Source organism: Shewanella sp. WXL01, assembly GCF_012263345.1.
GTDB lineage: Bacteria > Pseudomonadota > Gammaproteobacteria > Enterobacterales > Shewanellaceae > Shewanella > Shewanella maritima.
Window position 1 is genome coordinate 59,523 of record NZ_JAAIKQ010000009.1, and the last position, 20,986, is coordinate 80,508.

The 20,986-nt window shown below is 44.3% G+C and carries 18 protein-coding genes; 10 read left to right on the forward strand and 8 right to left on the reverse strand.

Annotated features, from left to right (window positions below; genetic code table 11):
* Positions 1-38 precede the first annotated feature (38 nt).
* The 7 genes from G3R49_RS16575 to gmk form a co-directional block, all read right to left on the reverse strand.
* Positions 39-1,181 carry a sensor histidine kinase gene (locus G3R49_RS16575; protein WP_167870404.1) on the reverse strand — a complete coding sequence of 381 codons (1,143 nt, stop codon included), beginning with the start codon at positions 1,179-1,181 and terminating at the stop codon, positions 39-41.
* Positions 1,182-1,269: 88 nt separating this feature from the next.
* Entirely contained in the window at positions 1,270-1,950 is a 681-nt protein-coding gene (locus tag G3R49_RS16580; protein ID WP_167870405.1) for a hypothetical protein, read from the reverse strand.
* Positions 1,951-2,204: 254 nt separating this feature from the next.
* Complete coding sequence (locus G3R49_RS16585) at positions 2,205-3,860, reverse strand: AMP-binding protein (RefSeq protein WP_167870406.1); 1,656 nt, start codon at positions 3,858-3,860, stop codon at positions 2,205-2,207.
* A 300-nt stretch (positions 3,861-4,160) separates the two neighbouring features.
* Positions 4,161-4,544 carry a RidA family protein gene (locus G3R49_RS16590; RefSeq protein WP_130600551.1) on the reverse strand — a complete coding sequence of 128 codons (384 nt, stop codon included), beginning with the start codon at positions 4,542-4,544 and terminating at the stop codon, positions 4,161-4,163.
* A 65-nt stretch (positions 4,545-4,609) separates the two neighbouring features.
* Positions 4,610-6,715 (reverse strand): bifunctional GTP diphosphokinase/guanosine-3',5'-bis pyrophosphate 3'-pyrophosphohydrolase, encoded by a 2,106-nt coding sequence (gene spoT / locus G3R49_RS16595; RefSeq protein WP_167870407.1) that lies wholly within the window; start codon positions 6,713-6,715, stop codon positions 4,610-4,612.
* A gap of 13 nt (positions 6,716-6,728) precedes the next feature.
* Positions 6,729-7,007: a DNA-directed RNA polymerase subunit omega gene (gene rpoZ / locus G3R49_RS16600; RefSeq protein WP_130600555.1), complete on the reverse strand. Its 279-nt coding sequence runs from the start codon at positions 7,005-7,007 to the stop codon at positions 6,729-6,731.
* A 62-nt stretch (positions 7,008-7,069) separates the two neighbouring features.
* Positions 7,070-7,693 (reverse strand): guanylate kinase, encoded by a 624-nt coding sequence (gene gmk, locus G3R49_RS16605; RefSeq protein ID WP_167870408.1) that lies wholly within the window; start codon positions 7,691-7,693, stop codon positions 7,070-7,072.
* Positions 7,694-8,105: 412 nt separating this feature from the next.
* Between gmk and G3R49_RS16610 the strand changes: the two genes are divergently transcribed.
* From G3R49_RS16610 to yjjG, 3 genes are all read left to right on the forward strand, one after another.
* Positions 8,106-9,257 carry a hypothetical protein gene (locus G3R49_RS16610; RefSeq protein ID WP_167870409.1) on the forward strand — a complete coding sequence of 384 codons (1,152 nt, stop codon included), beginning with the start codon at positions 8,106-8,108 and terminating at the stop codon, positions 9,255-9,257.
* An 87-nt stretch (positions 9,258-9,344) separates the two neighbouring features.
* Positions 9,345-10,403, forward strand: coding sequence for a phosphotransferase enzyme family protein (locus G3R49_RS16615; RefSeq protein ID WP_167870410.1), 1,059 nt, complete (start codon positions 9,345-9,347; stop codon positions 10,401-10,403).
* A 38-nt stretch (positions 10,404-10,441) separates the two neighbouring features.
* Positions 10,442-11,131: a pyrimidine 5'-nucleotidase gene (gene yjjG, locus G3R49_RS16620; RefSeq protein WP_167870411.1), complete on the forward strand. Its 690-nt coding sequence runs from the start codon at positions 10,442-10,444 to the stop codon at positions 11,129-11,131.
* 279 nt (positions 11,132-11,410) lie between these two features.
* Here the strand turns inward: yjjG and G3R49_RS16625 are convergent, their stop codons facing one another.
* Complete coding sequence (locus G3R49_RS16625; RefSeq protein ID WP_167870412.1) at positions 11,411-14,017, reverse strand: PBP1A family penicillin-binding protein; 2,607 nt, start codon at positions 14,015-14,017, stop codon at positions 11,411-11,413.
* A 183-nt stretch (positions 14,018-14,200) separates the two neighbouring features.
* On the opposite strand from G3R49_RS16625, the gene G3R49_RS16630 reads away from it, so the two are divergent.
* From G3R49_RS16630 to aroB, 7 genes are all read left to right on the forward strand, one after another.
* Positions 14,201-15,280: a pilus assembly protein PilM gene (locus G3R49_RS16630; RefSeq protein ID WP_130600567.1), complete on the forward strand. Its 1,080-nt coding sequence runs from the start codon at positions 14,201-14,203 to the stop codon at positions 15,278-15,280.
* Positions 15,268-15,849, forward strand: a complete 582-nt coding sequence (locus tag G3R49_RS16635; protein ID WP_130600569.1) for a PilN domain-containing protein — start codon at positions 15,268-15,270, stop codon at positions 15,847-15,849. Before G3R49_RS16630 ends, G3R49_RS16635 begins: the two co-directional genes overlap by 13 nt.
* Positions 15,846-16,463 carry a type 4a pilus biogenesis protein PilO gene (locus tag G3R49_RS16640; protein ID WP_167870413.1) on the forward strand — a complete coding sequence of 206 codons (618 nt, stop codon included), beginning with the start codon at positions 15,846-15,848 and terminating at the stop codon, positions 16,461-16,463. The genes G3R49_RS16635 and G3R49_RS16640 overlap by 4 nt, the downstream gene beginning before the upstream one ends.
* On the forward strand, positions 16,463-16,981 hold the full coding sequence (locus G3R49_RS16645; RefSeq protein WP_207234067.1) for a pilus assembly protein PilP: 519 nt from the start codon (positions 16,463-16,465) through the stop codon (positions 16,979-16,981). The genes G3R49_RS16640 and G3R49_RS16645 overlap by 1 nt, the downstream gene beginning before the upstream one ends.
* Positions 16,982-17,002: 21 nt before the next feature.
* Positions 17,003-19,048, forward strand: a complete 2,046-nt coding sequence (locus G3R49_RS16650) for a type IV pilus secretin PilQ (protein WP_167870414.1) — start codon at positions 17,003-17,005, stop codon at positions 19,046-19,048.
* 324 nt (positions 19,049-19,372) lie between these two features.
* Entirely contained in the window at positions 19,373-19,888 is a 516-nt protein-coding gene (gene aroK, locus G3R49_RS16655) for a shikimate kinase AroK (RefSeq protein WP_130600575.1), read from the forward strand.
* A 10-nt stretch (positions 19,889-19,898) separates the two neighbouring features.
* Positions 19,899-20,978, forward strand: coding sequence for a 3-dehydroquinate synthase (aroB, locus tag G3R49_RS16660; RefSeq protein WP_167870415.1), 1,080 nt, complete (start codon positions 19,899-19,901; stop codon positions 20,976-20,978).
* Positions 20,979-20,986 lie beyond the last annotated feature (8 nt).

Sequence of the window (20,986 nt, forward strand, 5' to 3'; positions counted from 1 at the left end):
AGCTGCGAACCTAGACCACTGTAGGCAATCGATTGACGTTAACTCGCTTGCAATGGCAACGACACAGTTAGTCGCATGACGGGTTTAGCTTCAATCACCAATTCTGCGCCTATCATTTGTGCACGCTCATGCATGCCATTAACCCCATTACCTGCAGCAATGGACTTAGCTGCTGCTGACTCGATAAGTTCAAGTATCAGAGTATCTTCTATCACTTGGCAGTTGATAACACAGCTTTCACTTCGACTGTGTTTAAGCATGTTATTAACCGCTTCTGTCATGATTAAACCTAGTTGGCTTTGTTGTAGCTCAGTTAGGTTAGGCAGCTCGCCATTTAATGTCACCGCGATGCCTTTATCGCGCAAAATCGCAATCAGGTTGAGGATGACTTGTTGCAGCCCTTGTAGCTTATAGTCTGAAACCGCCTGGCGAATTTGCGATAGGCTTTCGCGGCTGATATCGGCTAGTTGTTGGATTTGCGTTTGTGCTTGCTTAGTTTTACCGGCATTGATGAGTTTGTCAGCCAGCTCGGCTTTGAGAGCAATGGACGCTAGCTGATGGCCGACAATATCGTGCAGGTCGCGGCCAATACGCTCGCGCTCTAACGACTTAGCTAACTGGGCAATTTCATCTTGTGATTGACGTTGCTCACGAATATTTTTCTGCCGATTATGCTCAATCACACCAAACATGCCCACCACCAGGCAGATGCCGCTGCCATAAAGCGCGAAGTATAATTGGGGATAACCTATTAAATAATTGAGCGTGAATAGGATAGCGACCAAACCTAGGTAAAGTGAAATGGCGCGTTTTAGTGGGTAGAAAAAACCAATAAAAAAGCTGAGAAAACTAAAGAATGACAAGCTGCCGCTGGAAAATGGCGCCGCTGCGACAGCGCTTGCTAGCATGAGTAACAGTGGGTATTTAGCTTTGTCAGCAGTGGACGTATACGCCCAGAAATAGCTGTAAATAAATGGGATAAGTAAGGTTAGGCTGACCGCGACGTTTAGCCATTGTTCACGCACAAAATACAGGGGCACAAAAAAGAACACTAGGTTAAGTAAGTAAACCCAGGCGATTTTTTGCTCATAAGATTTAGGCTCAGCTGTACTCCCTGTTGAGATATTATGGTTTGCTTTAGGTTTTTCTCTGAGCTTATTTTTGGTCAAGCTTTGATTCATGAAGCCTCCTTGCACGGCTAAGTTAGCTTAACCGTGCTTGACTGACACCCGCAAGTCTTGCTTGGGATGAATGATCACTTACCAGTGATTAGTGATTAGCGGTTTGCTGAGATAAAAGGAACTTAGCCCAGCCATAGTCAGCTTCAACTTGCAGTGCTTGTTGCCAATCGGCCTGTGCACCAGCGATATCTCCTTGCTCCTGTTTAGCTAGACCGCGCCAAGCATAAGCTTCAGCATGTCCCCAACAAATATCACTACATGGTTGCTCGAAGTAACTGATGGCTTGGGTCGCCAGTGTTTGTGCTTTTTCTTTGCCGCCGCCATACATACTTGGTGTGTTAAAGGCACTAATGGCTTTGACTAACCATACTCTTGGATTCTCAGGCTCAAGCTCTTGAGCTTGTTCAAGCAACACTGCAGATTGCGGGCCTAAAATCGCAGCTTGTGAGTAGTCGGTTGCGATAACCATGCCGTACACCGATGCCAACAGTGCTAGTGAATCAGCTGTTGCCTGTTGTTGATTCATTGCTTCAAGGCTTTCACGGGCGTCTTTAAGTGCGGTTTTAGTTAGCTGAGACTGCCCGGTAATGTTGGCCGTGATAGCTAGGCGATAGTTAGCATAGGCCTGTTCATAACTGCTGGTTTGCTCAACTAGCTGCGCCAGTTTAGTTGTGCTTACTTGACTCGCTGCCAGATCAATTTGTTCAATGTTTGCCTGTGCAGTAAAAGTAGCGAAAGTTAGGCTTGATAGTAAAAGTAAGTGTTTCATCTCAATCATCTCCATTTGTTTGCCCAACACCTTGTTGGGATGAGTTCATTATTGAAAAATGCACTAACTAAACGTATGGACAAAGGTAATGAGATGCAGGTGACAAATGTCATGAATGGGAATCGACACTTGTCATTACTAGAAAATGTTGGAGAACATAACCTGGCTAATTGGTTGATATATAAAAATAACGCCAGCAGTTTGCTGGCGTTATTAGTGTTTAGCACTGAGGCGTTGTGAACGAAATCGTCTGATTAGATTTCGTCTTCCCACATCACTTTAGCGCCGCGAATACCCTCGGCTTTAGCGTTGAATTGCTTTTCAAGCACATGGCGCTTGATTTTAAGCGTTGGGGTGAGAATATCGTTCTCAACCGTCCAGGTATCTGTAGTGACAATCATGGCATCAACGTGCTCATGAGACTCTAGATTAGGGTTGACGCTATCAAGCGTTGCTTTAAGTGACGCGCGCACCTCTTCACGAGGCTGTTTTGCTGCACCTTCAGACAACTGCACCAAAGCGACTGGGTGTGGCAGCCCTGAACCAATTACGCAAATCAATTCAAGGTGTGAATCTTGCGCAAGCTTACGCTCAATCGGCACTGGTGCAACATATTTACCCTTAGAGGTCTTAAAGTTGTCTTTTACGCGGCCAGTGATGCTGATGTACCCGTCATCATCAATCTCACATATATCACCTGTGTAGAAAAAGCCATCTTCATCAAATGCGGCAGCGGTGGCTTCTTCTTGCAAGTAATAGCCTTGCATCAGGCCTGGGCTTTTCACCATTAGCTCACCTTCATCTGTGCGGCGAACTTGGCAGCCTTCAATTGGGCGACCCACACTGCCAATTTTGTTGGCATTAAATGGATGATTGATGATGGAGTAAGCGCAGTTTTCTGTCATGCCCCAGGCTTCGCAAATATTAAGCCCAATATCGCTATACCATTGTAATAATGATGCTGGTACTGGTGCTGAACCAGAACCCAGTAGGCGACAATGTTCAAGCCCTAAACCCTTGTGGATTTTGCGTTTAACCAGGCTCGAAATAATCGGGATTTTAAGCAAGAAGTTAAGCTTGCTCTCGCCGACTTTGTTGACGATGTTGAGATGGAATAGTGTCCATAATCGCGGTACTGAGAAAAATACCGTTGGGCGGCAACGTTGTACGTCTTCAACAAAGCTATCTAGGCTTTCTACAAAGGCGACACTCGAGCCTGAGTAATATGATGAACCTTCCATTGCTACGCGTTCTGTAATATGAGCAAGCGGCAGATAAGACAATAAGCGATCATCCACCGTGGTTTTCAAGTCACGCACAACGGCATTACATGTCCAGGCGTAGCTGGCGAAGGTTTGAATCGCACCTTTAGGTTTACCAGTTGAACCAGAGGTGTAAATCAGCGTCATGGGTTGTTCTGGCTCAGGATTTGGCGCGTCTAATAGTGGGTCGTTAAAGTCTAAAAGTTGCTGCCAGCTATATTGGCACGGCATGGTGTCATAAGGCATGGATAAACGCAGAATATCGCCACCAACACCTGTTTCTTGCTCGGCCCAATAGTCTAATTTACCTGAGAAAATGGCTTTACTACCACTGTGCTCAAGTACGTAACGAATGGTGTCAGCGTTGGCTGTTGGGTAAATCGGTACGCTAATAAAGCCGCCATGCATAAGGGCAAGGTCGGTAATAAACCACTCAGCACAGTTTTTTGACAAGATAGCGACTTTGTCGCCACGTTTTAGACCTAGGTGATGCAGCGCACCAGCAATAAGCTCAACTTGTTGCTTAACTTGCTTCCAGGTGAACTCAACATATTGTCCGTTGATTGGCTGGCGTAAATAGACTTTATCGCCTTGTGTATCTACCCAATGGGACAGCATCTCGAGGGGATTTTTGATTGCATTTTCCATCGACAATTCCATGTTCTTGTTTTTATTTCACCCGTTTTCGAGATTCGACTTCAGGCGATTTGGTTGAATACGTTTGCAGAGTTTCTAAATCCAGTATGGCGATTTTTGTGAGCTGGCGCAAACTTTTGCCCAGCTTATTAAGCAAGATTTAATCAATCTAAAGAGGGATTTATATTGGATATTGGGCTTTGATTGAGTAAAAGCTCTATTGAGTGGCAGAAAAAGGCAAACAAAAAGGCGCATTATGCGCCTTTAAAGATATAAATGTAGGAGTGAGTGAAAGCTCACTTACACGAGCGGTTACAGCTCCATTACACCGTCCATTTCAACCAATGAACCTTTAGGTAGTTGACGAACGCCAATTGCTGCACGTGCTGGGTATGGTTGAGAGAAATAACGGCTCATGATTTCATTTACCGTGGCAAAGTTAGCTAAGTCGATTAAGAAGATGTTTAGCTTAACGATATCTTCTAAGCTACCGCCTGCTGCTTCACATACCGCTTTTAGGTTTTCGAAAACCTGCACGACTTGCTCTTCAAACTGCTCAGATACCATTTCCATTGTGCTTGGCACAAGCGGGATTTGGCCTGAAAGGTACACGGTATTGTCTACTTTAACTGCTTGTGAATAGGTACCAATAGCTTGCGGCGCTTTGTCTGTTGCGATAATGGTTTTATTTGCCATGTTGTTTCTCTCTTTCGATAGGGGCGTTAAGGTTTGGTCTTATTGCCAGTCTTTGCTGACTTTTATTATCTGTTTCTCGAGGTTCGTAATACTTCAGGAAGTACACGAATTCGACGCATCACATTTGCAAGATGTACTCGATCTTTGACCGAAATACGTAAGTTAATTAAGTAGACTCGACCATCGCGCTCTTCGGTGCTGAGGTTATGAATATTGGAGTCAGCCGACGCGATAATTGAGGTGATTTTTGCTAGTGCGCCCTGATGGTTAACAATCTCAACTCTAAGGTTGGCTTGATACTCAAGGCCTTCAACATTATCCCAATGCACAGAAATGTACTTGTCTGGCTCGCCTTGATAACCGCGAATATTGGCACAGTTTTCCATGTGCACCACTAAGCCTTTACCTGGACTCACATGGGCGATGACCGCATCACCTGGAATTGGGCGACAGCAGTTAGCATAGGTAACCAGCATGCCTTCGGCGCCGCGAATAGGCATAACCTTGGCATCTTTGTCATCACTTGATTGTAAGTCTTGCCCAAGGAGGCGCTGAGCAATAACAATGCTCATGGCATTGCCTAGGCCAATATCGGACAGCAGTGACTCAAGTGAATCATGCTTAGTTTCTTCAATGACCTTTTGAATTTGCTCTGCTGGCAAGTCGCTTAAATCTTTATCGCCTAACGCATGGTTTAGCAGGCGTTTACCAAGACCGACTGCATTATCGCCTTTCATGCTCTTAAGCACCTGGCGAATCTTACCACGGGCTTTACCTGTCACCACAAAGTTAAGCCAGGCTGCATTTGGCCTTGCGCCTTTGGCGGTAATAATCTCAACAGTTTGCCCTGAGATTAGCGGCTGACTGAGCGGATAAGCTTGACGGTTAACTCTTGCACCTACACAAGTGTTACCGACGTCTGTGTGTACTTCGTAGGCAAAATCAACTGGGGTGGCATTAACCGGCAGTTCGAGAATTCGCCCCTCTGGGGTGAATACGTAAATTTCGTCAGGGAATAGCTCGGTTTTTACGTTCTCAACAAATTCAAATGAGCTGCTGGCACTTTGCTGCAACTCAAGCAGGCTTTGCATCCACTTACGCGCACGAACCTGAGTTGTTGATTGCACTTGAGCATCAGTATTGCTCTTATACATCCAGTGCGCGGCAACACCCTTGTCTGCCATTTGGTCCATTTCATCAGTACGAATTTGTACTTCAACTGGCACCGCATGCGGGCCAAACAGTGAGGTATGCAAAGACTGGTAGCCATTAGCTTTGGGAATGGCGATATAGTCTTTAAAGCGCCCAGGGTGCGGCTTATATAAGCCATGCATTGCGCCAAGCACTCGGTAGCAAGTGTCGATGGTATCGACAATGACCCGGAATGCATAAATGTCCATTACTTCTTGGAATTGCAGCTCTTTACTGCGCATCTTACGGTAGATGGAATAGAGGTTTTTCTCGCGGCCTTTTACTGAGCCTTTGATGCCAGCTTCTTCGAGTCGACTTTCAATAGCCGTTTCGATGCTGTTGATCAGCTCTTTACGATTGCCGCGCGCCGCTTTTACTACCTCTTTAATGACGCGATAACGCATCGGGTAGTATGCCTGAAAACCTAGGTCTTCAAGCTCAGTCTTAATATTGTGAATACCAAGGCGGTTAGCAATAGGTGCGTAAATTTCGAGGGTTTCGCGGGCAATACGGCGACGCTTATCTGGGCGCAGAGCACCTAGGGTGCGCATATTGTGGGTGCGATCGGCAAGCTTAATTAAAATGACGCGAATGTCTTGGGTCATCGCCATCATCATTTTGCGGAAGTTTTCTGCTTGCGCTTCTTTCTTGTCGCGGAATTTTAGCTTGTCGAGCTTGGAGACACCCTCTACCAACTCTGCGACTGTCATACCAAACAGTTCGGCGAGTTCTTCTTTGGTGACTGGGGTGTCTTCAATGGTGTCGTGCAGCAATGCTGCCATTAGCGTCTCATAATCAAGACGCATGTCCGCTAGAATGCGGGCAACGGCAACAGGATGGGTAATGTAAGGCTCACCACTTGTGCGCATTTGACCTTCGTGGGCATCTCGCGCAACCTTATAGGCCTGCTTGAGTAATTCTACTTGCTCCGGTTCTAAATAACTGGATGCAGACTCCTTTAGACCTTCAAACAGATACAAGTGGTGCTACTCCTTAGATTGTACGACCTTCAGCAATGGCTGCTACAGCTGCGATTTCTGCAGCTTCACGTTCACGAACAGATTGACGCTCATCAGCATCTAGTGTGCTTGAGGTCACTAAGCCTAACTCGATTTCGCGCAGCGCAAGTACAGTTGGCTTATCGTTCATCTCTTCAACCATTGGGTCTTTACCTTGAACGGCGATTTGGCGTGCACGACGCGCTGCAACCAAGATCATGTCAAAACGGTTGCCGATTTGTTCTACGGCGTCTTCTACAGTTACGCGAGCCATATCTTAAAACTCCAGTTATCTCTTACAGTGAAAAAATGACGCAAAATTGTACACTAAGGCGTTTATTCTGCCAATAGATCGACAATCATATCATTGTGAGTATAGCTCTGACTAGCACAGGTTAGTCGTTGGCTGGCAATGATAGTCTCAAATTGTTGCAAGGCAGTGTCAAAATCATCATTTACAATGACGAAATCATACTGTTTATAGTGCGACATTTCTGACACGGCTTGTGCCATACGCTTGTCGATCACTTCTTGTGAATCTTGACCACGACCAGTTAGGCGGCGCTCAAGTTCTACTTTTGACGGCGGTAAAATAAAGATGCCAACTGCTTCTGGCATGAGTTTTTTAACTTGTTCGCCGCCTTGCCAGTCGATATCTAAAAACACATCGATGCCTTGCGCGAGTGTTTGCTCAATCACTTGGCGCGAAGTGCCGTAGTAATTACCGAATACTTCTGCCCACTCAAAAAATGCGTTGTCAGCAATTAGCGCTTTAAACTCGTCAACAGAGACAAAGTGGTAATGCACACCATTCTCTTCACCTGGACGCGGCTGGCGTGTGGTGTGCGAGACAGAGACTTGCTTGTCTGCAGGCTTGTCTTTTAACAAAGCCGAGATAAGCGAAGATTTACCGGCGCCACTTGGCGCTGAAACAATAAATAAATTACCACGAGTGTTCATATATTGAGCGTCTTTAGGTTGGATATTATTCGGATGAAGAAAACTTAATATTATAGTCTGTTGCACCTTAGTAAGGCTAGATAAACAATACATGAGTTAATAGTTTGTAGTGTTTAGCCAGTTAAGGATTCGGCCAATTGCTGTAATCCATCTATATGGACTCTTTGAGTGACCTGCAAATAGTTAGCGGGCATTGCACCTGAGAGTTGAATTCGGGGCGAAGTAGAGTTGGCATCTGCCTAAGTGCAAGATTTTGCCTTATGCCACTGGTATTGTGAGGCCTGTTTTGTGTAGGCTTTGCCCTGCAATAAGAAATTGCATCAAAAATCTTAAAAATAAATCCTAAAAATCCAAACTCCCTGTATTTGATGGAGTTTGAACAAGTGAAAGTTACCATTAAGGAGCGCTAAGTATGTTGTCGACACTATTTTGCATAAAAGGCTTTGATAGCCGCGGACGTTTTGCCGCGATAAGCCTAGGTTGCTTAGTGTTGACCTTATTGTGCGGCGTTATCTTTCCTCAGAGTTTATTTGCGGTACTTGTGAGTATGGTGTTTGCGTTTACGTCCGGTCTAGCTAGTTTGCGCCGCTTAAATGATTACCAAGGGGCAAAATTTTACAGTGCTCCCTTACCAGTACTATTGCTTTTGGTATCCTTGCTGCAATTTACTGCATCGCCAAATGTGCTGCTAGCGATTTTGGTGGTCTTGGCTGTCGTTTGTATTATCTTACTGGCAATCAAGCCCAGTGCCCAGCAGCGCAATTACGTCCAAGGCTACTTTGGCCCTAAACTTGAGCAGCTAGTCAGCTCACCAAGTGTGAGGCGCGACCCTACTTTAGGTGCAGAAATTGGCGGTGAAGGAGTTAGCTACGAAGCCGGGCAGAAGTCTGCAGAAGCCAGCTTTGAACACGTCGGGGTAGATAATGATGAGCAAGAAATAAGCCCTGAAGCCGAGAGTGCTGAACCTCGCGGATTTTATATTGACCATGAAGCAAAAGAGTCTGGCTCGGTTACCGAATTAGCAAAGACTTGGTTGGTATGGGCTCGTGAGCATCAAAAGTCACTTACGCTTGCGGCGCAAGTATGTAGTGGGGTGATGGTTATTGGCATTATTACCTTCGTCGCGGTGCAGTTTTTATCATCTGATAATGAGGGACAAACCGACAGCCTAGAGCAAGCGACAAATCAACAACAAACCCAGATTCAGCCGCGGGTGTCTGTAAAAGTGCCTGATGGTTTTTGGGTGGTACAAGAAGGTGAGATACTAATTATTCGCTGGCTGGGTGCTGAGGGCACACCGCAAAATCTATGGCAATTAGCTGCGGCATCAGGGGATAGCAGCTGCAGTCATCTTAGGTTTAATAACGGTAATCAGTATCGTCCAATGACCGTAGATTTAGTCGATGACTCTGGCACTGAAGCGCGTTTCTCACCGTTAGATAATGGTGCAATTATTAAAGACATCGCACTTCGCGGCAGTTTTAAGCTATGTGGTTATGACTTTAGCTTAAAAGGCAGTCAAGCTGCGTTGATGAGGCAACCTGAGTTTGCCAAGTTGTTGTAAAAGGTGTGTAATAGCCGCAAAAGTTACAGGAAATCCAGTGAGCGCTATAAAAAGCTGTTACTCGGGTAAGCTAAGGGTGACAGGTTAATGGAATTTATTCGCAAGCACGTTTTACCAATGTACGATTTGGCCGATGCCAGCGTATCCCCGCTGGGTAATGGTCATATTAACCGTACTTACTTGGTGAAAAGTGACCAACGCACCATAGTGCTGCAGCATATCAATACTCAGGTTTTTCCTCAGCCTGAACTCCTGGTGAAGAATGCCTTGAGCATTGCTGCTCACCTCACCAAAAAACAAGCTAATAACGAGTATCAATTAGCGATCATTAAGCCTGTATTGACGGTCGATGGCCAGGCTTACTTAGACTTTAATCAGCAAGGTTTTTGGCGAGCCATTACCTTCTTGCCTGGCAGTCACACCATTGAGGTGGTTAAAGACCAGCAAGATGCGCAAACCGCTGCCAAAGCCTTTGGTCATTTTGCGGCAGCGTTAAGTGACTTAGACCCGAGCTTAATTGATGAAGTGATTGTTAACTTTCTCAACTTAGGCAATCGCATTGAGCAGTTAAAACAAGCGATAGAAAATGATGCTGCTGGTCGGCTAGCACAATGCCAACCTTGGGCTGACTTTGTGTTGTCTCAGCAAGGTTTTGTTAAACATGTCGCTGAGTTAGAGGCGCAATTGCCACTGCGTATTTGCCACAACGATACCAAAATCAACAATATGCTGTTTAACAAACAGGATATGAGTAGCCTGGCTGTGATTGATTTAGATACCTGTATGCCAGGGTATTTGATGTATGACTTTGGCGACATGGTACGTGCTTTTTGCTCGCCAGAAGCAGAAGACTCCACCAACTTGGCTCGTGTAATAGCAAGGCCTGAGGTTATCACTGCAGCGGCGAATAGTTACATTGAGCAGCTCGATGGAGTGATGACCGCTCTTGAAAAGCAAAGTTTATGGGTGGGTTTAAAGGCAATGGCGCTGATGTTAGGTTGCCGCTTTTTAACTGATCACCTTAATGGCGATGTGTATTTTGCTGTGCACAGACCGCAGCATAATTTAGACCGCGCTGCCAATCAGTTAACCATTTATCAATCGTTGTTAGCGCAAGAGTCGCAACTACAAGCCCTGTTTAGTTAGGTTTTTAGCTAACCACATAAGTTTGAGTAGTCGTTTAAATGAACATTAAGCAATTTTCCTGGCTGTTATTTGACGCAGACGAAACCCTATTCCACTTTGATGTTTTCGCTGGGTTGCGCGCACTGTTTGCTAATTATCAAATTGACTTCTCCCGCGACGACTTTATCCAATATCAAACCGTCAACAAGCCATTATGGGTGGCTTATCAAGAAGGTCATATTGACGCGCAAACCTTACAGCAAAATCGCTTTTCACAATGGGCGGATAACATTGGTTGTAGCACTCAAGAGTTGAATCAAGGCTTTTTGTATGCGATGGCGGATATTTGTCAGCCGATGTGCGGCGTGGTTGAGTTATTAGAGCAGGCAAAAGAATATGCGGAGCTGGCGATTATTACTAATGGCTTTACCGAGCTTCAAGCTGTTCGCCTACAAAAAACCGGTTTAGATAAATATTTCAGCCATGTGGTGATTTCAGAGCAGGTAGGGGCAGCTAAACCCGATAAAAAGATATTCCGCCATGCACAAAGCTTGATGGGAGAAGTTGAGCCTGAGCAAGTACTCATGGTTGGTGACAACCTGCATTCAGATATCATTGGTGGCCAACAAGCTGGGATGCAAACCTGCTGGCTCAATCATCATGGTGCGTTAACAGAGCAAGGTATTGAACCTACGCTGCAAGTGCGTAATATCAGTCAGCTGCATCAATGGTTGTTTTCCAACAGATAATACCAATTGACACAAGTATTTGATCATTCTTACTGGTTAAAATCGCTTATAACTTAGTTAGAAATTTTGTAGTTAGAACAACTAGCTAGCTGCAATTTCTGCCTTGTTCTAAGCGATTTTTCCTGCGTAATCTCTGATCACTTATTTATCCCAATTGGTATGATTCATTCGGCAAAAACAGACAACAAGCAAGTTGAAAATAAAAACGCCTCGGTACTATCCGAGGCGTTGTTGTTTTTAGCTCAAGCTAAAGTTAAAGCTTTAGCCTAGTTAGGGGCGCTACTGAAATAAATCTTCTTCAGAGTTGTCGATAAAGATATCTTCAGTTTCTGGCGCATCAGCAACAAACTCTGTCGGCTGAGTACCATCAATAAAGTACTCAAACGAGGTAGTGTGATCGGTTTTGCGTGTGAGCTTACCGGTTGTAAGATCTATTCGAGCGCTAACAATTCCTTGAGGTGGCTCTTTAATAATTTCTGGAGTGCCTTTTAACGCTTCATTGAAGAAGTGGTTCCAGCCGGGTCCTGCTGTTTTTGCACCTGCTTCGGCACCAGAAATTTGCCCTTCTGGTCCATCAGCAATCCAGGTTGTTCGCCCTAGTTGACGGGTATGGTCATCAAACCCAACCCAAAACGTTGAGGTTAAACTTGGATTATAACCACTAAACCAGGTGTCTCTTGATTCGTTTGTAGTACCTGTTTTACCGGCAATATCACGTCGTTTAATTAATCTCGCTGCGCGCCATGCAGTGCCGTTCCAGCCAGTACCTTTACTCCAGTCACCACCGCCCCAAATTACTGATTTTAGTGCTTCAGTAATTAAGAAAGCGGTTTGTTTTGAAATCACTTGTTTGGCCTTACGCAAATTATCTTGCTGGCAGTAGCCGTCGATAACCTTAGGCCCTTCAACTTGAGGCTCATCAACATTGGCAGCCATGCTGTCAGTATCGTTAATATCTAACTCTGCTACCTGCTCAAAGTCTTGTGGAATGGCTGTAAATGGGTCGTCAGAGTTGAGATCTTGTGAAGCTTCAACGTCGACCGGCATAGGTTTGCAGGCATACGTTGGTTCAGCTTGTTCAATCACATTGTCATAAGAGTCAGTAATCTTAGTAATGTAATAAGGCTCAACTAGGTAGCCGCCATTAGCAAACACGTTAAAAGCGCTCGCAACTTGCAGCGGGGTGACTGACGGTGAACCTAGTGCCAGTGATTCGTTGCGCGGTAAATCTTGTGCATCAAAACCAAAGCTAACTAGCGTATCGACAGCATCATCAATACCAATGTGGCGCAGGGCACGTACCGACATAACGTTAATCGATTGTGCTAGGCCGACTCTTAATCTTGTTGGACCGCCATATACATCCGGTGAGTTTTTCGGGCGCCAAGCTGTGCCTTGTCGGGTGTCAGGCTTATTGATTGGTGCATTATTAATTAACGTTGCAAGCGTGTAGTCATGCTCCAACGCACTGGCATAAATGAATGGCTTAATATTTGAACCGAGTTGACGCTTAGCTTGCGTTACTCGGTTGAACTGGCTTTGACTAAAGCTAAAGCCACCGACTAATGTTTGAATTGCGCCATCGACTGGGTCAAGCGATACAGTTGCGCTTGATACTTGCGGTACTTGCGATAGTTGCCATTCGTCACCGTTATGACGAACCCAGACTTGTTCGCCGACGTTGAGGATATCACTCGCTGTTTTTGGTACTCGTCCTTGGCGCTTGTCAGTGATAAATTTACGCGCCCATTTTAAGCCGCTCCATTCAACTGTCACTCGCTCGCCATGTTTTGTTAAAAATTCAGCAGACTGCTCAGACACTGCCATTACTGCTGCGGGAATAATACCTTGAATAACAGGCTTAGCTTTTAAAGCCTCTAGGATTTGCTCGTTGTTAATTGGGGTTTCTGTCCACAACACTTTACCAGGGCCGCGATAGCCGTGGCGTTGGTCATAGGCAAATACATTGTTACGCAACGCAGTCTGTGCTTTGCGCTGTAAGTCTGAATTTATCGTGGTATAAACGTTGTAGCCATGTGTATAAGCTTCCTCGCGACCATATTTTTGAATCATATAATCACGCGCCATTTCCGAAATATAAGGAGCATAAAGGTCTATTTCGGCGCCGTGGTAACGCGCAGTTACTGGCGCCGCTGCCGCTTCTTCATATTCGGCTTGGGTAATGTTGCGTTTTTCAAGCATGCGGCTCAACACCCAGTTACGACGATTGGTTGCGCGCTGAGGGTTGCGGATAGGGTTTGCAGCAGATGGTGCCTGAGGTAAACCGGCTATCATTGCCATCTCAGGTAATGTTAGCTCATCGAGTTCTTTACCATAATAGACTTGGGCAGCAGCTCCCACACCATAGGCACGGTTACCAAGAAATGAACGATTTAAGTAAAGAGTTAAAATCTCTTTCTTTGTTAGTGCTTTTTCAATTTTTAGTGCCAGAAAAATTTCTTTAATTTTACGAATATAGGTTTTTTCGTTAGATAAAAAGAATCCTCGTGCTACTTGCTGAGTAATGGTACTGGCACCTTGGCTTTTCTTACCGGTTGTAATTAGAATGGTTGCGGCACGAACAATACCAATTGGATCAATACCTTTATGCTCAAAAAAGCGTGCATCTTCAGTGTCTAAAACTGCATTGATTAACTGTTGCGGTACATCTTCATATTCAACCGGGATCCGTCTTTTTTCACCAAACTGCGAAATAAGCAATCCATCTTGACTGTATATTCGAAGTGGTGTTTGTAGCTTTACGGTTTTTAGAGTATTGACGTCAGGAAGGTCTGGTAATACGTAAAAATAAGCAGCTGCGATCGCTCCCACACCCAAAAGGGCGAGACTGAACGAAGCAATTAGAAAACGTTTAAACCATTTCACGGCAAAATCCCAAAAACTTAAAGAAAGGCAATAGTATATAAGCGAGATAGTTTTAGTTGAAGCAAAAACATGTATACTTGAAATAGTATTTGTAAATTGTTGAAACATTTTATACAAATACTTATAACGAGTTGATTTTGTGCTAATCTCTTTTAAAAAAGAGAAAAAATGTGATGAAGGACTATGCTTTCTAAATTATGGAAGCGTCAGGCTCCACAAATGGTGGGGATCGATATCGGATCCCATGAGATCAAAGCCATTTTGTTGAGTAAGACTGCGGATGGATACAAGATTCAAAATTACTTGACCGCGCCAGTGAGAAAAGGCGCTGTTGTCGATCATGAAATTCGTGATGCCGAAGCCGTACAAGAGTCATTAGAACAAATAAGGCGCGGCCTACCTAAATCTGCCAAATTTGCCGCTGTAGCAGTTTCTGGATCTGCAGTGATGACCAAAGTGATTTACATGGATGCCTCATTAAATGAGGAAGAAATGGAAGCGCAAATTGAAATTGAAGCAGATAACCTCATTCCTTATTCCCTCGATGAAGTTAGTATCGATTTTGAAACCTTAAACCAAAATGCATCAGATCCAACCAAGGTAGATGTGTTGTTGAGTGCGTGTCGCACCGAGAACATTGATTCACGTATCGATGTGCTTGATATGGTTGAACTCGATACAAAAGTAGTGGATGTCGAGGCGTATGCGTTAGGACGCTCGGCTGAGCTTATTTACGCTCAATTACCAGATGGCGCGAAAGAGTCCTCAATAGCCATGGTAGACGTAGGTGCCAATATGACCACGTTTGCAGTTGTTGAAAATGGTGAGACCAGCTTTATTCGCGAGCAAGCGTTTGGTGGTGAGCTCTATACCCAATCTATTTTGTCGTTTTACGGCATGACTTACGACGAAGCCGAGTCGGCTAAGCTTGCCGGAGAGCTGCCGCGCAACTATATGTTTGAAGTGTTATCTCCATTTCAAACTCAGTTACTGCAGCAAATTAAGCGCACTATTCAGATTTACTGTACTTCAAGCGGTAAAGAGAAGGTCGATTACATCGTGCTTTCTGGCGGTACTGCTACCCTTGAAGGTATGGCGGGACTTATCACTTCCGAACTCGGCGTTCATACCATTGTCGCAGATCCTTTCCAGGGCTGCCTGCATGCTGAAGACAGTGTTAAAAATGATGTGCAGCCACATATCGGTAAATATATGGTGGCCTGCGGACTTGCGTTAAGGAGTTATGCTCAATGGCGAACATAAACTTACTGCCTTGGCGTGAAGAGGCCAGAGAGAAGCAAAAACGCGATTATATTGGTGTTTTAGCGCTAGTTTTTTTGCTTACATCATTAGCTATTTACCTGTTTTTAGGCTTTATTGAACTTGTAACTGATGATCAGCGCCAACGTAATGAATACCTAAACTCAGAGATTCGCTTGTTAGATAAGCAGATTGCTGAAATCCGCAAGATTACCGAACGTAAGAAGGACATTGAGCGTCGAACTGAGATTATCTTAGACCTTCAGCAATCGAGTAATTTGCCGACACATGTATTAGATGAGTTAGTGCGTATTGTGCCTACGGGCATTTATCTTTCGAGTATTGAGAAGAAAGGTAGCTTACTGTGGATAGAAGGTCGCAGTGAATCAAATAACAATGTCGCTAACATGATGCGTAAAGTGAAAACCTCTAATTATCTGCACGACCCGAGTATGCAGTCGATTGTAACTCAGAACGAAAACTTGAGACAGTTACAACGTTTTAGACTCAGAGTAACCATTAAAGAACTGGAATCTGGGCAAGGGAGTGATGCTAAAGGAGCGAGAAAATGAATCTCGATCTAGACCAGTTTAATGATATTGATTTTGAGAACATAGGTTCTTGGCCAAAGCTAGTTAAAATAGTTTTTGCTGCGTTTTTATCGATTTGTGTTATTGCTGCTAGTTACTATCTGTTTATTTCAGATGCAATTGACGTGATGGAAACTGAGCAACGTAAAGAGCAAGAGTTACGCACAGATTTCGAAAATAAATATCGACTCGCAGCTAATCTAAAGTTATACCGTGAGCAGTTGGTCATCATGGAAGCGCAGTTCGCTGAGCTATTAAAGATGTTGCCATCTGAAAATGAGATGCCTGGCCTGTTAGACGACGTGACCTTTGTGGCGACAGATTCAGGTTTGCGGATCAATAGTCTTGATTGGGAAGAAGAGATCGTACGTGATTTCTATATCGAATTCCCTATCAAAATGATTGTTGAGGGTGATTATCACCAGCTTGGACATATGGTTAGTGGTATTGCGAAATTGCCACGTATTGTGAGCTTGCATGACTTTGTAATTAAGCGTGGTGAAAGCGGCAGTTTATCCATGGACATCTTGGCAAAGACCTACCGATTCAAAGAAGGTGCTGAGTTATCAACAGAAGCGAAAAAGGGGGGTAAATAGTGAAATTTAAGCCTCTTTTAGTCGCCCCACTGGTATTTTTAACCGGCTGTATTGGTGATCATAGTGATCTGGAATTGTTTGTAACCACAACTAAAGCGCAGCATGTGGCACGTATTCCACCGCTTAAAGAAACGCCTAAGTTTGAGCATTTTGCATATCAAGCAGAGTTAATGCGCAGCCCGTTTGTTCCACCTTCAAGGGAATTAACTGAAGAAGTCATTGATACATCAAAGGATTGCTTACAACCTGATTTGAAGCGTCGTAAGAGTCGCCTTGAAACCTACGCATTGGATAACTTAAGAATGCGAGGCACTTTGAGCGAAGATGATGAAATCTGGGCGCTGGTTGAAACCGCTGACTCAAGTGTTTATCGAGTTGGCCAGGGAGAGTATTTAGGTCTTTACCATGGTCGTATCGCAAAAGTGACACCTAAATACATTGAGATTCTAGAATTAATTCCTGATGGTTCAGGTTGCTGGGCAGAGCGTCCAAGTAGCTTAGAGCTTTCTGGACAATAACGTGCGAAGGATGAGGGAATAATGAAATCTTCTGCCACGACAAAAACACGCAAGAGCGCAACTATCCTTAAAACACTGTTTAGTGTCTTTTTAGCTGTTGGCGTGTTACCAAATGCACTTGCTGCGAATCGTTTACTTGACGTTAAATATCACACTGTTGTTGATCATCAATTTGAAGTTGAATTGGTGTTCGAGTCGGATATTGGCGATCCTCAATTAGACCTATCTGCAAAGCCAACTGAAATCAGCCTAAGTTTTGACGATACAATCTCAAACTTAGCAAAAGACGACCTGCCGATTGATTTAATCGGTGTGGAGTCTATTACCACTAAACAGGTCGCTGATGATCTGAAGGTGACAGTTGCACTAAATAGTATCAAGCCATATCAAGGTAAGGTTGTAGGCAATACTTATCGTTTGACGATTAATGACGATGTGATTGATCAGTCTGCAGGTCCTAACCCGTTCGTTAATGCTATTGATAGCATCGATTTTCGTCGCAACCAAACCGGTGGTGGTGAACTACTCATTAATCTGAACAATCCAACCGTTGCAGCTAATGTTGAGCAGGTTGGTGCGAAACTTCAGGTTAAGCTATACAACACAGGCATTAGTGACGACCTACTTTATGTTATGGACGTTCAGGATTTCGCTACGCCTGTCACTAGTTTTGAAACCTTTAAAGAAGATCTAACTTCGCGCATCTTAATTGATGTTGAAGGTAATTATGAGTTTAACTCAAAGCAAGATGGTAACGTTTTCCAAGTAAGCATTAACAAGGTTGAGCGCGTCTCGGTTACTAAAGAAGATAAGAAGTACAACGGTAAATCGCTATCGCTAAACTTCCAAAATATTTCTGTTCGTACCGTGCTGCAGATTATTGCTGATTACAACAATTTCAACCTGGTAACCAGCGATACTGTTGAGGGTAACATTACCCTGCGTTTAGACGATGTGCCTTGGGATCAAGCGCTGGATTTAATTCTGCAAACTAAAGGGTTAGATAAGCGTATTGAAGGTAACATCTTGATGGTTGCGCCAGCTGAAGAGCTTGCGCTGCGCGAGAGCAACGACCTTAAGAATCAACAAGAAGTAAAAGAGCTAGCACCACTGTATTCTGAGTATATTCAGATTAACTATGCCAAAGCGGCTGACATTGCAGAGCTACTTAAGAGTGAAGGCTCAAGCTTACTCTCTAGCCGTGGTAGTGTGGCTGTGGATGAGCGTACCAATACATTATTGGTGAAGGACACTGCTGAGATTCTAGAGAATGTTCATCGACTTACAGACGTATTGGATATTCCAATTCGTCAGGTATTGATCGAGTCACGCATGGTGACTGTAAAAGACAATATCTCTGAAGATTTAGGTATTCGCTGGGGGATTACCGATCAGCAAGGTACTAAAGGTACATCTGGTTCGCTAGAAGGTGCTGAATCAATTGCTGCAGGTCTAGTTCCAGCCTTGAATGACCGTTTGAATGTTAATCTGCCATCGGCTGCAACTAACTCAGCAAGTATTGCATTCCATGTTGCTAAGTTATCAGATGGTACGGTTTTAGACATGGAGCTAAGTGCGTTAGAGCAGGAAAACAAGGGTGAGATTATTGCAAGCCCACGTATTACTACTTCTAACCAAAAGTCAGCTTACATTGAGCAAGGTGTCGAAATTCCATATGTTGAGTCTGCTTCGAGCGGTGCAACGTCAGTAACCTTTAAAAAAGCGGTGCTTTCACTTAAGGTGACACCGCAGATTACACCAGATAACCGTGTAATCCTTGATTTAGAGATTACTCAAGACTCGCAAGGTGAAACGGTGCAAACGGCAACAGGTGAAGCTGTTGCTATCGATACTCAACGTATCGGTACCCAAGTTCTGGTTGATAATGGTGAAACTATTGTTCTTGGTGGTATTTACCAACAGAACCTGATTAGCAGTGTTAGCAAGGTACCTGTACTAGGCGATATTCCACTAGTCGGATTCTTGTTTAGAAATACCTCAGATAAAAATGAGCGTCAGGAATTATTAATTTTCGTCACGCCTAAGATTGTATCTGAAGAGCTGTAACGAATGACTAGCCACCTCGGCTAAATGAATGACAGAGTAAAGCCAACCTTAGGGTTGGCTTTTTGCTGGCAAAGACTCACGCAATGCAAGGTTTGATAACTAGCATCCAATACAGTTAAGCGCCATTAATCTTTTGCCTATCAACGCCTTGTACAAGGCTACTAATAAAAATTTCACATAATTCGGATGATGACTTGCCAGCAATAGGGCATAACTGAGATAATCCCCCGTCAAGTCTCAATAGAGCAAGGTAATATATAGGTCGGCTTTCATCGAAAAGTCGATAAGGCACTCTTTTCAAAATAAGATTCAGACGTATCCGAAATGGCTGAAAAACGTAATATTTTTCTGGTAGGCCCTATGGGCGCAGGCAAGAGCACAATTGGTCGCCACTTGGCGCAAATGCTGCATTTAGATTTCCACGATTCAGATCAAGAGATTGAGAAGCGTACAGGCGCAGATATCGCCTGGGTTTTCGATGTCGAAGGCGAAGAAGGCTTTAGACGTCGCGAGGCGCAAGTCATCGCAGATTTATCTGAAAAACAAGGTATTGTACTAGCAACCGGCGGTGGCTCTGTACAAAGCAAAGATATCCGCAACTTTCTCTCTGCTCGCGGTATCGTGGTATACCTTGAAACAACCATTGATAAGCAAGTTGCACGTACTCAACGTGACAAACGTCGCCCACTTCTTCAGGTTGACGACCCAAGAGAAGTACTAGAGAACTTAGCTGAAGTCCGTAACCCTCTGTATGAAGAGATTGCAGACGTTATTGTTAAGACTGACGAGCAAAGTGCGAAAGTCGTCGCAAATCAAATCATTGACCAATTAGGCTTTTAGGAACGGTTTTATGCAACAAATTAAGGTCGATTTAGGTGAGAGAAGTTATCCCATTTTTATTGGCCAAGGTTTGATGCATCAAAGTGAGCTGTATTCGCAAACCCTAGCGAATAAAAAAGCGCTGATTGTCACTAATGACACCATTGCCCCTTTGTATGTAGAACAACTCAAAGCGGCTTTGGTGGCATGCTCTAGTGTTGAGTCTGTAATTTTACCTGACGGTGAACAGTTCAAAGACTTAATTCACTTAAACCATATCTTTACTGCATTGTTAGAGCACAATTTTGCTCGAGACTGTGTCATCGTTGCCTTAGGCGGCGGCGTCGTTGGTGACATGGCAGGTTTTGCTGCTGCAAGCTATCAACGCGGTGTGGATTTTATTCAAATTCCAACCACATTATTGTCTCAAGTTGACTCCTCAGTAGGTGGAAAAACAGCGGTCAATCATGCGCTTGGCAAGAATATGATTGGTGCGTTTTACCAGCCTAAACAAGTCATCATAGATACAGATTGCTTAAAAACCTTACCAAAGCGCGAATTTGCTGCGGGAATGGCAGAAGTGATCAAGTATGGTGTCATTTGGGATGCAGACTTTTTCCAATGGCTAGAAGATAACGTTCAACTTTTGCAATCCTTGGATGCTAAGGCGCTAAGTTATGCGATAGAACGTTGCTGCCAAATTAAGGCGGAAGTCGTAGCACAAGATGAAACCGAGCGTGGTGTGCGTGCTTTGCTAAACTTAGGGCACACCTTTGGTCATGCCATTGAAGCTGAAATGGGCTATGGCGTGTGGTTGCATGGTGAAGCTGTTGCTGTCGGTACGGTTCTTGCTGCACAAACGGCGAATCGTTTAAATCTCATTGATGAGTCAATTGTTTGTCGTATTCGAGACATTCACAGTGCGTTTGATCTTCCGGTCCTAGCGCCAGATTCAATGAATTTTGACAGCTTTATAAAACATATGCGCCGCGACAAAAAAGTACTCGCGGGTCAAATACGCTTGATTTTGCCGACATCCATCGGCACCGCTGACGTATTTGGTGATGTTGCAGAATCTCTACTTCAACAGGTGATTGAGCACGGCGCATAAACCTTATT